The sequence below is a fragment of the Mucilaginibacter sp. P1_D10 genome, assembly GCF_056406215.1.
On record NZ_JBFUAP010000009.1, the window covers coordinates 188,142 to 202,507 of the forward strand.

Genomic DNA, 14,366 nt, shown 5'->3' on the forward strand with positions numbered 1-14,366 from the left:
CAAGTAATATTAATGAATGCGATATTGCATGGGGCAAAACTCGCGCATCGTAACTATTTTGTGCGGTAACCGAGCGGAAACCTAACGGAATTGTATATTTGCTGCTACCTATCGTTATATGGAAGAACCTGAATTAGCTGTGTTTTCGCTGTTATACCGCGAGGCGCATTCACGATGCTTTGGCGTTTCGCTTGCGCAACCTCTAACCGAAACCGAGGGTAAGCTTTTTCAGCAGCAACTGCTGGATTGCACCGGCCTCACCGTTGGCTGGCGCACGCTTAAGAACTATTCCATTTTCGTGTTGAATAAAAAGGGAAAAGAAAATCCCTCTGTGGCCTCGTTGGATACGCTTGCCCGCTATGTGCTGAAGGCACCCTACACGAATGAAATTGACCGCAAGAACACCGAAGCGCACCACCCATACTGGTTTTTGTATCGCGAAAGACACTTGGCCAAGGCCATTGCACCGGTTATTAAGCCCCGCAGCTTCGGGTGGATCAGGCCGGTATTGGCCGCATTGGTACTCTTATTGGCCGGATACACCTGGTATCAGCGCAATAAGCCCGTAACCTTTACCGAAAAATTTGAGGATTTGAGCGAAAACGCCCTCATGGCCCAGGGTTGGCAGGTGCTTAATAAAGAGGAAAACTACTGGAGCCGGCGCGGCGATTTCCCCAACGCGCTTACCCTTTTTACTCTGCCCGGCGATAACTGGCCTGATAGTGCTGCAAAACCGTTGATAAAGAACCTGCTGATACGGCCGTTGCCGCCTGGTTGTTTTATTGCCGAGCTGCAGATGGAAGATTTTATACCGGGCGGCGAATGGCAGCAGGCCGGTTTATTGTTACTGAACGATACTACCCTCAATAGCCCCAGCATGCGTATTTCCCTGGCTTTTAATGATTTTTTTGGTGGTTTTACCAAACCTGCCGAAATTTTGGTGCAAGCCATATCAACCCCCGCCAAAGAGGGCAAGCCCGAAGAGTTTATCCATAGTACCGTGTTGACGCTGGACAGCACCACCCGAAGCCCCGGCGTATTGAACAATTTGAAGAATACCGCCATCCGGATAGAAAAGCAAGGCAACCAATACCGGCTGCTTTACGCCGGTGGAGCAGGCTCTAACGCAGCCTTTAAAGAACTTGCTGTGAAAGAGCTGGGGATAGAGCCCCGTTACATTGCTATTTTTGCACTAAAGGGGCGGGTGGATAAAACGCCCATTGCGCCGGTAAGGGTGAAAAAATTCACGCTGGAGGGCATCGCTTGCGAGTGATGCTCAACTTATAGTCGGTAGCATAACCCACCAGGTTGATAACCCGGGTTACATTTCACCGCTCACTAAATTAAGAACTCACCAAATTAACCTTTACAAACCACTGACCCAATAAATTATACCGCTTGGTTTAATAAATTTATTTTTGCGATAGATATATCGCATGGCTGAAAAATCACTTGTACGCCGCCTGGGCCTGGCACAGGCAACAGCCATAAACATGACGGATATGGTAGGCATAGGGCCCTTTATTACCCTGCCTATGGTTATAGCCACCATGAACGGCCCCTGGTTTTTATACGCCTGGCTGGCGGGTGCGCTGCTCTCTTTTGTTGATGCCATGGTTTGGAGCGAACTTGGCGCAGCTTTCCCCATGGCGGGCGGATCTTACAACTTCCTTAAAGAAACTTACGGCAAAACCAAACTGGGCAAATTGATGAGCTTTTTGTTTGTGTGGCAAACCATGATACAGGCCCCACTGGTTATAGCCTCGGCGGCTATCGGCTTCGCCGAATATTTTTCGTACCTGTTGCCGTTATCGGCCATGCAAAGCAAGATCATGAGCGGCGGGGTGGTAATATGCATCGTGATACTGCTTTACCGCAAAATAGAAGCTATAGGCAAAATAAGCATAGTACTTTGGGTGGGTGTGCTGGTTACCATGCTTTGGATAATCTTCGGCGGCATAGTGCATGGCAATTTCCTGCACCCTATAGCCCATATAAACGATGGTATCAACCTTAATTATGGTTTTGTGGCGGCAATTGGCTTTGCCAGTGTAAAAAGTGTTTACAGTTACCTGGGGTACTATAATGTTTGCCATCTGGGTGGCGAAATCATCAACCCAACCCGCAACATACCGCGAAGCATGTTCTTATCCATAGCCGGTATTGCAGTTTTATATATGCTGATGAACGTAAGCGTGGTGAGCGTTATACCCTGGCAGCAGGCCATGGGCAGCAAATTTGTGGTGAGCGAATTCATGCAATTGTTGATGGGCACTACAGCCGCCAAAGTAGTTACCTGCCTTATATTGCTGGTGGCTTTTTCCTCGGTATTTTCGGCTACGCTGGGTTATAGCCGTATTCCTTATGCCGCCGCCGCCGATGGCGCGTTTTTCAAAGTATTCGGCAGGCTGCATCCCACCAAAAACTTCCCATATGTATCATTGCTGGTGCTTGGCGGCATCGCGTTCCTGTTCAGCCTGCAGCTGAAACTGGTAGATGTGATACACGCCATCCTGGCTATGCGTATCCTCACCCAATTCATAGCGCAGGCCGTTGGGCTGTTGCTATTGCGTAAGGCCCGCAAAACCGGGCAATTCCCTTATAAGATGCCCTTGTTCCCGCTACCGGTGTATCTCGCCATACTGATATGGTTAGGCATATTGGTATCAACCGGCCTGCACATGGTATTAGGCGGTCTGGTGGCTATCGCAACAGGTACTATAGCGTACTTCATAAAAGCTAAAGTAAACAAGGAATGGCCGTTCCGTCTGAATCAGAATTTGCAGGATTAAAGAATTTTCAGAATTAGTGTGTCCGGTTAGGCAAGCGGCAAACTAAAATAAAAGGTAGAGCCCTTGCCCACTTCGCTTTCTACCCAAATTTTGCCATTGTGACGCTGCACGATCTCGGCACTGAGATAAAGCCCGATACCGAAACCGCTGATGTGCTGGGTGTGCTTGGTTTCTACCCTGTAAAAACGATCGAACAATTTATCCAGGTGCTGCGGTTTTATGCCCATTCCTTCGTCGCGTACGCTCAGGGTAAGGGTGCTGCCATCGGTGCTGCACGCAACTTCTACAGCTTCGCCCCGGGGCGAATATTTAACGGCGTTGCTGAGCAGGTTGCTTATCACGCTGCCTATTTTGTCCCTGTCTGCATTAAGGGTAACGGCCTCGCAGGGTATGAACGTTATGTGATGTTTAGATATGGCGAGCTTAGCCTCAATTACCATATCTAAGGCCAGTTGGTTAATCTCGAATTTTTGCTTGTTAAGGATAATCTTGCCTGCATCCAGCCTGGAAATGTTGAGGAAGCCGTTGATGATGGCAGTCATCTTTTTTATCTGGTTGTTTGCTTTATCCAGCGCGCCGGCAGTAAACGCGTCGTCGGTTTTTTTTGCTTTCGACTCCAGCATTTGTACATAGGCGCTAAGGGTGGTTAGCGGCGTTTTCAGCTCATGGCTCACCATGCCTATAAAATCGTTCTTACGCAGGTCATCCAGCTTGCGTTCGGTAATATCCATGAACAGGCCCGAGTATTCGGCAGGTTTGCCATCGGTTGCCTTAAAAACCTTGCCGGTAGCACGCACCCATTTTACCTCGCCGGTTTGCTGGTTGATGATACTGTATTCGGTATCGCTGCTTTTGCCCTTCTCTATGGCGTTCCTCAGTACATCGTTCAGCATCTGGTGGTACTCGGGATGGATGGCGTTCATAATATCTTCCATTAGTACCTCCCCATCCTGCGGGAAGCCGAACATATCCCTGATAAAGGCCGACATGGTTACCTTGTAAGTTTCCGGGTCGATGCTCCAGGTGCCCATGCGCCCGGTGTTTATGGCTTGCTTAAGGCGTTCTTCGCTGTCCATCAGCTTACTTATCACGTTCTCCAGGTTGCCCTGTATCAGGTTAAGCTCGCGGTTGGCGGTTTCCAGTTCGTGGTTTAGGCTGTCTTTAAGTATCGAGTTACGGTGCTCTTCCATCAGCCGTTCTTCGGATATGGAGAGTTTATCTGCCTCGTGCAGGTGCAAGGAGATAAGCTCGGCAAAGAGCTTGAACATGCCTGTTGTTTGCGGCGTATTCAGTACAGCGGGCTTGGGGTCGATAGCGCAAAGCGTACCGAAAAAGCTGCCATCTTTTAAAAGGATGGGCACCGAGATATAGCTTTGGAAACCATACTTAGCTGGGGTATGGTGATTCCGGAAGGTGTCGTCTAAATCTACATGGTCTATGATGACGGCCTCGTGGCTCTGCCTAATCTCGTCGCAAATAGTGGTCTCCAATATCAGTTCGCCGCCGGGCTCGAGGCCGAAAGAAATCTCGTCGCGCACGCAACAGGCTATCCAGCGGTCCTCTGTCACCCGTGCTATGGCCGCAAAGCCCATGCCGGTGCTTCGGCAAACAACCTCCAATATCGATTCTACGATAGGGATTTTGTTTACGGCATCAATGTCGGCTTGTATGTTTGCGGGTATGTTGCTCATACGATCTCAGCCCAATTTATAGATACCTACAATATTACTAATATTTACTATAGATTTAAAAAAACGGGCAGGCAGAAGTTTACCCAGTGACCGATAAGGCTGTGTTTTTGATAAATACCTTGTATATTTGATACAAATCATAATACACCATGCGTAAGCTGCTCACTTTGATGATGTTATTACCGGCCATTGCCTGTTTTGCCCAACGCAACCCTGCTGAACCTGATATGAGCAAACTTAACTGGCTAGTGGGTAAATGGATACGTACCAACGCAAGGCCTGGTACATCGGGCTACGAAAGCTGGGAGCGGGTATCCATCACCGAGATGAAGGGCATAGGCGCACGTATAAAAGCCGGCGACACCACCATAACCGAAAAAACCACCCTAATACTGAAAGACCACTTTATCTATTACGTGGCCGATGTAGCAGAGAACGAGAAGCCGGTTTATTTTAAGCTTACCCAACTGACAGATAACAGCTTTATATGCGAAAATCCGGAACACGACTTCCCGAAGGTTATTACCTACACGCTCAATGGTGATAAGCTGAAAGCCACCATATCCGGTAACGGCAAAGCAATAGATTACTTATTCGTGAAGGCCAAAGATTAGGCCGGGTGCTTGCTAATATTAATATAAAAAAGCCCGGAGCTTGCGCAAACCGAGCTTTCGACTAAAATAAAGCTTTACTCTTCAATAAATTCAACGGGCTCCAAATCTGCCAATTCTGCATCGGTAAACAAGCGCGACTGTATCAGGAACCTATTCCCGGTGGGTATCTCGATAGAAAAACTGGAGCCCCGGCCTTTGGTGATAGTAACCGTTAGTTGCGTGTGTTTCCAATATTCGAACTGATCTTTACTCATCCAAAATTCGCAGCTATCAATCTCGCCTAATTTCACATCGGCAGCGCCAAGTTTAAAATCGCCCTTTTCGAAACACATGGGCGATGAACCATCGCAGCAGCCACCGCTTTGGTGAAACATCAGCTCGCCGAAGCGATTTTTCAGGTCGGCAATAAGGGCGGATGCTTCCGATGATACCAATACTCTTTTTACCATTTATCCGGTTTTTTGGGCAAAATTACTTGCGTTTATTTCCGTGAATTTTCAATAATAGCCACCTTTTTGGTCGAAATTTCAGCCTTTTTTAATCCTAAAAGAACCCTAACTTATTTTTGTTGTAAGAGATGAGCATATTTTTGGTTTGGCGATAATGCTCCAGCATCATCTTGTGGTTCTCGCGCCCGAAGCCCGATTTTTTGTAACCACCGAAAGGCGCGTGGGCAGGGTAGGCGTGGTAATTATTTACCCACACCCGCCCGGCCTGTATTGCTCGCGGTACCTGGTAAATTTCGTGTGCGTCGCGGGTCCACACGCCGGCACCTAAACCGTACATGGTGTCGTTGGCAATGGTTATGGCCTCTTCGGTAGTTTTGAAAGTGGTAACGCAGGCAACCGGGCCAAATATCTCCTCCTGGAAGATGCGCATTTTGTTATTGCCCTTGAACAGGGTAGGCTGTATATAATAGCCCCCGTTCAGTTCGCCGTCCAGATTTTTTACCTCGCCGCCGCAAAGCACCTCGGCGCCCTCTTCCTTGCCTATCTTAAGGTACGATTGTATTTTTTCGTACTGGTCGTTACTTGCCTGCGCGCCCATCATGGTGCTATCGTCCAAGGGATCGCCCATTTTGATGGCGTTGGTGCGCTCTATAACTCTCGACATGAATTTGTCGTAAATATTCTCGTGCACCAAAATCCGAGATGGGCAGGTACAAACTTCGCCCTGGTTTAAGGCAAACATCACCGCACCTTCTATAGCTTTATCAAAAAACTCATCATCTTTATCGGCAACCGACTCGAAGAAGATGTTGGGCGATTTGCCCCCCAGCTCCATGGTAACCGGGATAAGGTTTTCTGATGCGTACTGCATAATTAATCGGCCGGTAGTAGTTTCACCGGTAAAGGATACTTTGGCTATGCGCGGAGATTGAGCCAAAGGCTTACCCGCCTCCGGCCCGAAGCCTGTCACGATGTTGAGCACGCCTGCGGGCAGGATATCTTTTATCAGATCCATCAAAATCATAATGGAAGTTGGCGTTTGCTCGGCAGGTTTTACCACGCAGCAGTTGCCCGCGGCAAGGGCAGGGGCAATCTTCCAGGTAGCCATCAGCAACGGGAAGTTCCAGGGGATAATCTGGCCCACTACGCCAAGCGGTTCGCTCAGTACGATGGATACAGTGAACTCATCGTGTTCGGATATGCCACCTTCTTCGGCGCGGATAACGCCGGCAAAATAGCGGAAATGGTCAATCACCAGCGGCAGGTCGGCGTTCTTGGTTTCGCGGATGGCCTTGCCATTGTCAATAGCTTCTACCACGGCCAGGTAATCTAAGTTAGCTTCGATGGTATCGGCAATTTTGTTGAGCACGCCTGCGCGGTAGGCTGCAGATGTTTTGCCCCAGGTTTTGAAGGCTTCGTGCGCGGCATCAAGCGCCAGCTCGATATCCTCTTTGGTAGAGCGGGCGGCCTGCGTAAACACCTTGCCATCAATTGGCGATATGTTATCAAAATATTCTCCTTTGACGGGCGGGACGAACTTGCCGCCAATAAAATTCTCGTACTTATCCTTAAAGGATGGTTTAGCATTGGTGCTCATAAATATTTTTTGTTTTAATTGGTTGGGCTAAGGTAGCCGGGCAGGCCATTGGGCATTTGCACGATGCTATCAATTGATAGCACAATGGTGTCAAAATATTTTTAGCGGTTGCAGGGGAGTTTAAATAGCCTTACTTTTAATTACCAATTCATAAGCCAATGCCCAACAGGAATTTGCTGTCTCCGCTGAGCCTGTCTAACGGAAAAGAACTGCATACGCTGGTAGAGAACCGCAAGGCCTATACCATGAACCATTGCGAACTGAACGTTTTCGAAACCTTTCAGCGGAGCGAACTGGTGCCTTTAACTTTTAGCGATCTGGTAATCACCAGCATGCTGCGGGGCAAAAAGGTGATGCACTTGTTTGATAAGCCCGGTTTTGATTACCTGCCCGGCGAAACGGTAATTGTACCGCCCAACATCACCATGACCATTGATTTCCCCGAGGCATCGGCCAGCCAGCCATCGCAATGCACGGCCCTGGCTATCAACCAGCAGGAGATACTGGACACGCTCGATTTTTTGAACGAGAATTACCCGCGCGAGGATAGCCGCGCCTGGCAGCTCAACTACAACCAGTTCCACTTTTTTAATAATTACGAACTGGCGCAACTCATCAATAAGCTCATCCGCATCAGCACCGGCGATGCGCTCACCAAAGATGTGTTGGCCAACCTTACGCTGAAGGAACTGCTCATCCGCATTATGCAGATGCAGAATTTTCACGAGGTGAAGGATAGCGCCCACGAACTGGCCGCCGGCAACCGTTTTGCTTACGTACTGGAATACATCAAAAATAACCTTACCAGCAAACTAAGCATAGATGCCCTTTGCCGCATGGCCTTTATGAGCAAGGCAAGCTTCTTCCGAGCCTTTAAGCACGAAATGGGTGTATCGCCGGTTGACTACATCATTAAAGAGCGCCTGCAATTTGCCAAACAATTGCTGAATAGCCCTTATAACAGTATCTCCGAAGCGTGCTTTAAAGCAGGTTTTAATAACCTCAACTATTTTAGCCGCGCCTTCCACAAAGTGGAGGGGATAACGCCGAGCCAGTATAAGCTGAGGGTGAAGCTGACGACACTGAATTAATTCTCCACAACGTCATTGCGAGCGAAGCGCGGCAATCATCGGCACGCAGGTCGAACGAGCAGAGCGGCTCTGCCTACCGATGATTATTAATGTATTTTATTGTTTTTAAAGGAATTAATGAGCTCCCTTCGGTCGGTTGTCCACGTCGCCCCACTTCTCAGCCCACCGCTGCTCCTCGCAAAGACGATGGGGTTATGGCCGCTCCGGTAATCACCTACTCACCCTCAATGCTTCAACACCCCCACAAAAAACTTCGCAGCCACATCCCCAACCTGTTGATGGATGGCCTTACGGTCCACCGACGCATCATCGTTGAAGTATATCCCGCCCGTTGGCTTCATCTCTGCCGAGCCTTCGTTTAGGAAAACGTAATGACCGGTTTTTCCGGGGATGGTGAGCAACTTACTTTTTGGTATCAGTTTATGGAAAGTTTTGGCGTTGGTGATAACGGGGGCAATGCTATCACTTTGCGCGCCTACGATATACATGGGGGCGGTTACGCGTTTTAGCTGCTGCCTGCTGATAAAACCCTGGCCTATGGCCGGGCAAATGGCGAAGAAGGCTTTGATGCGCCTATCCATCAGATCGGGACTGTTGCGGAATGATGCTGCTACCGCTTTATCGTCTATTTGGTTGGCCAGGTTTGGGAACTCGGGCAAGGTGATCTCTTTTTTGCCTTCAGTTGTCTTGGTGAATTTGTCTAATGCGTCGAGATCAAGTTTTCCGCCGGCAAGGGCAATCACCGTATAACCGCCGATGGAGAAACCCGCCGCGCCGATACGACCGGTATCTATCACGCTGCCGAAATCTTTATCCTGCAATAAGCCCGTGAGCACGAAGCTAACGTCCTGCGGGCGCTGCCATGGGGTTACGAAGTTAATGGCTATCTTATTATCGTAGGTGTTGCCCCAATGATCCACCGATGCCACGATGAAACCTTTCTGCACCAGTGCATCGGCCAGCCACTCCAGCGTGATGCGGCCGCCGCCCGTGCCGTGGGACAGCATGATAAGCGGATGTTTGCCCTCCGGGAGTTTGGCATCACGTATAGTGGAGATATGCACAAAAGGGTAGTGGGGGATAACAAAAGGTTCGCGGCTGTCATCGGTAGGGTACCAAATTTCGGTAACCAGCGGGCGTTGCCGGGCGGTATCATTAAACCTGATGGTGCGCTGGCCTATTTTTAGCTGCGCGCTTGCAAACAGGGGTAACAGGAGCGCTATGATGGTTATGATGTTTTTATGCGAGGCTGTATGTTTCATAAAGCAAAGCAAGCGATAAGTATCCGGCTCAAATTTGACAAATGTCAAATAATCAACTTTTTTTCGATTTCAGGCGGCTCAGGGTTTCCTGGGAGATGCCCAGGTACTCGGCGATGATTTTATTAGGCAGTCTTTGGATAAGCGTGGGGTTGGTTTCCATCAGCTGTTTGTAACGCTGCGTGGCATCCATGGTAATCAGGCTTTCGATACGTTTGATAGACGCGATATAATCCCGTTCCAGGTTGATGCGGTAAACACGCTCCCAGCCGGGCACCTCATCCAGCAAAGCCTTAAAATCTTTGTGGTTGATGTAAAGCGCTTCGGTTGGTTCGATACTTTGGATATAGGCCAGCGAAGGCTCCTGCAAGGTAAAACTAGGAAACGCCGTACCGAACCGGCCCTCTGTCACTAAAAAACGGGTAGATTCTTTACCGTTCACATCCATCATATAAATGCGCAGGCAGCCCGAGTTGACGAAATAGATGTACGGACAAACCTCCCCGGCAGAAAGCAGCAGCTCGTTCCTCCCCGTTTTCTTCAGCCTGAATTTTTGGCAAAAGGCCTCCAGCGTGGCCTCATCGGCAGCCATGTTGTGAGCAAGGAATTGTTTGAGTAGGGTGTACATTGGGTATGCAATATAGCAAATGTAAAATACGTCTCCGAGTACCCATCAGGGGTGCCCCTGAAAGAAAATGTGACGATGTTTAGGAGAAAGTGGTTCTGTTGCGCTTCGTTAGGAAAGTCAGTAGGTCGTGCAGCGTCTGTGGATGTTCATTTCTTTTGACAGCAAAAGAAACGAACCAAAGAAAACTGCCGGCTGCGCCCTGTTCAATTAAAGGCAGTGCTTTAGTAGCTTCAGTGGTTGCCGAACAGGCCAATGCCGGTTTTTTGCGGGCTTCGTTGGGTTCGGTGCGGGGAAGGCATTGCAACTGTTCGGTAGCTCTTAATTCGCGTCAAAAAAAAAGCACCGCCTTGCGGGCAGTGCTATTATGATTGATCGAAAACTATTGCTTAGGTGGTGTAGCCCAGTATCTTCAATACCTGTTTACTATTCTGCTCCTCGCCGAATACTTCGAAGTTGAAGGTTTCGTCGCGGTTGCGGCGGATGATGACGTGCTTTGGCGAGGGCAGCAGGCAGTGGTGTATGCCGCCGTAGCCGCTCAATACTTCCTGGTAGGCACCCGTGTTAAAGAAGCCCAGGTACTGCACCTTACGCGTTTTTGGCATAAATACACTGTTCATGTGCGCTTCCTGGTTGTAGTAGTCCTGCCCGTCGCAGGTGATGCCGCCAAGGTTTACGCGCTCGTATTCGCTATCCCAGTTGTTAACCGGCAAAAGGATGTATTTTTGATTCAATGCCCAAACATCGGGCAGGTTGGTAATAAAGCTGCCATCCAGCATCAGCCAGCGTTCGCGGTCGTTCTGTTGTTTGCGGCCCAATACTTTGTATAATATGCCCGAAGCCTCAGCCACGGTGTACTTGCCAAATTCGGTGATGATATCCGGCTCCATGGTATCGTGCTCGGCGCAGATTTCTTTTATACGGCTCACGATCTCGTTGATCATGTACTCGTAGTCGAAATCGAACACCAACGAATCTTTAAAAGGCATGCCGCCGCCAATGTCCAGCGTATCCAGAGCAGGGTTCACCTTTTTGAATTTGCAATACAGGGTAACGTATTTCTCCAGTTCGTTCCAGTAGTATGGGGTATCAGAAATACCGGAGTTAATGAAGAAATGCAGCAGTTTTACCTGGAAATTGGGGTTATCTTCAATTTTGTTATGGTAAAAATCAATCACATCCTCCATGCGCACGCCAAGTCGGGAGGTGTAGAACTGCGAATCGGGCTGCTCCTCGGCCGCTATGCGTATGCCCAGGTTGCAGGGAGTGTCTATATCAATTTCGTCGTCGTACAGGTTGAATTCTTCCTTGTTATCCAACACGGGGATAATATTGGTGAAGCCATCGTGCAGCATATCTATAATGTACTGCTTGTACTGAAAGGTTTTGAAGCCGTTGCAAATTACGGTCACCTCCTTATTGAGCGCGCCCTTTTTCTCCAGCGCATCTATCATCGGCATATCGAAAGCCGATGATGTCTCCAGGTGAATTTCGTTCTTCAGCGCCTCTTCTACAATGTGCTTAAAGTGCGAGCTTTTGGTACAATAGCAATATTTATAGCTGCCGCGGTAATCATTCTTGATGATGGCCTGCTGAAATAATAGTTTTGCCTGCTGTATCTTTTTAGTAATCATGGGCAGATAAGTGAAGCGTAAGGGCGTGCCGTACGTTTCTATCATCTCCATTAAATTTAAGTCCTGAAAGTAAAGTTCGTCCTCTATGATCTCGAAACCATCCTGAGGGAACCCAACGCTTAAGTCAAGAAATTCCTGGTAACTCTGCATTTATTAAAATTTTGGCAAAAATGTAATTTTAAAACGGATTTTTTGCGAAAATGTTGGGGTAATTTATAGGTGGATTGTAATTTGTTTGTGTATGTTAAGATTAGGTTAGGGTTTTGTAATTTTAATGGTAAGGGCAATTTGTTTCTCGCAAAGGCGCGAAGTCGCAAAGGGTTTAATTTTTTTGTTCGATAAACTTTTTTACATCTTGATAAGCTAGTTTATGTTTAGGCAGCAGAACTTGATTATAGAAACTATTTTCCTGGCGCAAGTATGCCAGTAGTACGTGCTCCGCATCGATCATGTCGCTGTTACATGCTTTAGCTTCGAGATAAGAATACTTGAGGCAATTTTCTGCAGAGCTCGACAATGGCACTTGGTCTAAATATAGCCTGGGTTTGTCATGGTCAAAAGTTGCTTCAATATCTTCTATCAATGCAAATACATCGAGTTTAAATCGCTTGAAAATCTTCAGGATTTGCTCGCTTTTATTGGTTTGCTTTAACGATTCGTCAATGATTGCTAACAGTAAATGTTCCGAACCAATATATTCTTCTCCATATTGCATGGCCAGTTTCCCCGACGATTTAATAATGTCTTTAACTAAGGCTGTAAACTCTATTGTTGGCATGGCTAAAAATACCGAAAGTATCGGTATCTGATTTGCTTAATTCAATTTTTGGCGATGCGTGCTGCCCGGACGCGAAAGGGCAAAGACTTTTGAGAAGAGGCATTTGAATTTATTAACATGTATCTTTAATTATGATTAGCCAGGAAGAAAAAGACTTGATATTAAATACATACAAGTGGATAAAGGTGCCAAAGTTTGTAGACGATGATACTTTACCATGGGATGAAAGGTGCAAGCGATTAAATGAGCATCATATTCGGGAGACCACTTTTTTGATTGAGAAAGTTAGGGAGTTAGTGGTATTATTATAGTTATTATTCTTTGGGCGATGCCTGCGGCCCGGGCTTTCCAGGGCTGCGCTGCGCTTCGGCCACGTTTGCCCCGCTCATGCCTTTCCCGCACGTGGCTTCCCCTTTCAATCCCTATCGCATTTTATTCTGCTTCAATCCCTTTCATATTCTTAACCCACCTACAAAGCTCCCGCTTCGGGCCAGTTGCTCCAGTGCGAATTGGGCTCTAACGTCGGCTGATATTTCGACGCATCGCCGGTTACGATTACCTCGGCTATCTGCTGCCAGGTTTCGTAGCTGCTGGGGCGTTTTTCCCATTCCTCCGCGTTCATCCTGGCAGATAGGGCGAGTTCGCGTTCAATCATCGCCTTTACATCGGGGATGCTTTGATCGAAGCGGGCCAGCATCTCGGGGCTTTCAAAAGGCGATTTCGACTGGCTGAACGTTTGATGGTACCACTCATCAATTACCAATATTTTCTCTAAATCTTTTGGGATATATTCATATAGTTCCTCATCCGTAGCTCGAAACAAGTCGGCATGTTTTAATATCAGCAATCTGCCGGCTTCTTCGGCACTTATTTCATCGGGCTCGTATTCTTTTAGTTCTATGTCGGCATTGGCGTAATCCTGCAGGTTATGCGATAACAGTACCTGTTGCCCGCGCACCAGCCAATATGCTGCATCGGGGTTTAAAGAATCTATTTCTACCGTTTCATTGAAGTTATCCCAGTCGATAGGGTAGGCCATATAGTAATTGTAGTTATTGCCATCTTCGCTGATGCGCTCAGTGAGGCAGTTGCCAAAATAGCGTATCTCCAGGGCAATGATGCTGCCACGCGGGTTATAGCCCAACACTTCTGAAACGATGGCCCAGCGGCCATCATCTCTGCGGAATACGTTCAGGCGACTATCAATCGTAAAAATATACGGATGCTCCAGCGTGGTGAAATTATACATGCCGGTCGTATCGCAATTATCTAACGTGGAAAGGATTTCTTCTGTGGTGAGCATCAAAGTAGGCGGCTGTTTTAGTGGTTTATTGATAATGACTAGCGTTAACTTTATTTTAGGGCAGGTCGGTGTAAATAACCTGTTCGTTGGCAACTTTCAATAAGGGCTTATTAGTTATCTCGCAAACGGCAATGAATTTGCGGTTATCTACCCATAACTCTTTGTTAACCGGTAGCTGCGCAACGCCAACCTTTATTATTTTGTTAGGATAATCCCACTCGCATTTCCAAATTACATGCCGGGGTTCCATCTCGGCAATCTTTGGGTCATCGTACATGTGATGCGGATAACCGTACAGCGTAGTAAAATAGTCTATCAAATCGCCGGTGCAGGTTTTAATATTGGTGTCGAATTTTGGCTGCCCCACTTCGTACGACCGTAATTGCAACCTGTACATGCGCCGGTCTTTCGGGATAAAAAAGGGATGCAGGGCGAAAATCGAATTACCTACCATAGCGATGGTATCTTTTGCAAGCTTGTCGTATTCCTTATCCGTCATCCCGAAGTGAGCTTTTTCAAAAGCAGCAGTATCC

At 47.8% G+C, this 14,366-nt stretch carries 13 protein-coding genes; 4 read left to right on the plus strand and 9 right to left on the minus strand.

What is annotated here, in order from left to right; translation table 11 throughout:
• The first annotated feature begins 118 nt into the window (after positions 1 to 118).
• On the plus strand, positions 119 to 1,273 hold the full coding sequence (locus AC1DYT_RS16100) for a hypothetical protein (RefSeq protein WP_477470597.1): 1,155 nt from the start codon (positions 119 to 121) through the stop codon (positions 1,271 to 1,273).
• A gap of 163 nt (positions 1,274 to 1,436) precedes the next feature.
• Positions 1,437 to 2,792: an APC family permease gene (locus tag AC1DYT_RS16105; RefSeq protein ID WP_477470598.1), complete on the plus strand. Its 1,356-nt coding sequence runs from the start codon at positions 1,437 to 1,439 to the stop codon at positions 2,790 to 2,792.
• A 26-nt stretch (positions 2,793 to 2,818) separates the two neighbouring features.
• Here AC1DYT_RS16105 and AC1DYT_RS16110 read toward each other — a convergent pair whose 3' ends face one another.
• Positions 2,819 to 4,483, minus strand: a complete 1,665-nt coding sequence (locus AC1DYT_RS16110; protein ID WP_477470599.1) for an ATP-binding protein — start codon at positions 4,481 to 4,483, stop codon at positions 2,819 to 2,821.
• Between the two features lie 149 nt (positions 4,484 to 4,632).
• Between AC1DYT_RS16110 and AC1DYT_RS16115 the strand changes: the two genes are divergently transcribed.
• The gene (locus AC1DYT_RS16115) at positions 4,633 to 5,097 is read left to right on the plus strand and encodes a DUF6265 family protein (protein WP_477470600.1); all 465 of its coding nucleotides are present in this window, start codon (positions 4,633 to 4,635) and stop codon (positions 5,095 to 5,097) included.
• Between the two features lie 74 nt (positions 5,098 to 5,171).
• On the opposite strand, the gene AC1DYT_RS16120 is transcribed toward AC1DYT_RS16115, so the two are convergent.
• Positions 5,172 to 5,546, minus strand: a complete 375-nt coding sequence (locus AC1DYT_RS16120) for a DUF779 domain-containing protein (RefSeq protein WP_477470601.1) — start codon at positions 5,544 to 5,546, stop codon at positions 5,172 to 5,174.
• Between the two features lie 94 nt (positions 5,547 to 5,640).
• A complete protein-coding gene (locus AC1DYT_RS16125; RefSeq protein ID WP_477470602.1) occupies positions 5,641 to 7,143 on the minus strand; it encodes an aldehyde dehydrogenase family protein in 1,503 nt (500 codons plus the stop codon).
• Between the two features lie 158 nt (positions 7,144 to 7,301).
• On the opposite strand from AC1DYT_RS16125, the gene AC1DYT_RS16130 reads away from it, so the two are divergent.
• Positions 7,302 to 8,234: an AraC family transcriptional regulator gene (locus AC1DYT_RS16130; protein WP_477470603.1), complete on the plus strand. Its 933-nt coding sequence runs from the start codon at positions 7,302 to 7,304 to the stop codon at positions 8,232 to 8,234.
• 224 nt (positions 8,235 to 8,458) lie between these two features.
• On the opposite strand, the gene AC1DYT_RS16135 is transcribed toward AC1DYT_RS16130, so the two are convergent.
• From AC1DYT_RS16135 to AC1DYT_RS16160, 6 genes are all read right to left on the minus strand, one after another.
• The gene (locus AC1DYT_RS16135; RefSeq protein ID WP_477470604.1) at positions 8,459 to 9,496 is read right to left on the minus strand and encodes an alpha/beta hydrolase family protein; all 1,038 of its coding nucleotides are present in this window, start codon (positions 9,494 to 9,496) and stop codon (positions 8,459 to 8,461) included.
• A 52-nt stretch (positions 9,497 to 9,548) separates the two neighbouring features.
• Positions 9,549 to 10,121, minus strand: a complete 573-nt coding sequence (locus AC1DYT_RS16140) for a Crp/Fnr family transcriptional regulator (RefSeq protein WP_477470605.1) — start codon at positions 10,119 to 10,121, stop codon at positions 9,549 to 9,551.
• 386 nt (positions 10,122 to 10,507) lie between these two features.
• Positions 10,508 to 11,902: an arginine decarboxylase gene (locus AC1DYT_RS16145; protein WP_477458777.1), complete on the minus strand. Its 1,395-nt coding sequence runs from the start codon at positions 11,900 to 11,902 to the stop codon at positions 10,508 to 10,510.
• 172 nt (positions 11,903 to 12,074) lie between these two features.
• Positions 12,075 to 12,530: a Clp protease N-terminal domain-containing protein gene (locus AC1DYT_RS16150; RefSeq protein WP_477470606.1), complete on the minus strand. Its 456-nt coding sequence runs from the start codon at positions 12,528 to 12,530 to the stop codon at positions 12,075 to 12,077.
• A 469-nt stretch (positions 12,531 to 12,999) separates the two neighbouring features.
• A complete protein-coding gene (locus tag AC1DYT_RS16155; protein WP_477470607.1) occupies positions 13,000 to 13,833 on the minus strand; it encodes a DUF7003 family protein in 834 nt (277 codons plus the stop codon).
• A 55-nt stretch (positions 13,834 to 13,888) separates the two neighbouring features.
• The gene (locus tag AC1DYT_RS16160; RefSeq protein WP_477470608.1) at positions 13,889 to 14,332 is read right to left on the minus strand and encodes a hypothetical protein; all 444 of its coding nucleotides are present in this window, start codon (positions 14,330 to 14,332) and stop codon (positions 13,889 to 13,891) included.
• Positions 14,333 to 14,366: the final 34 nt, after the last annotated feature.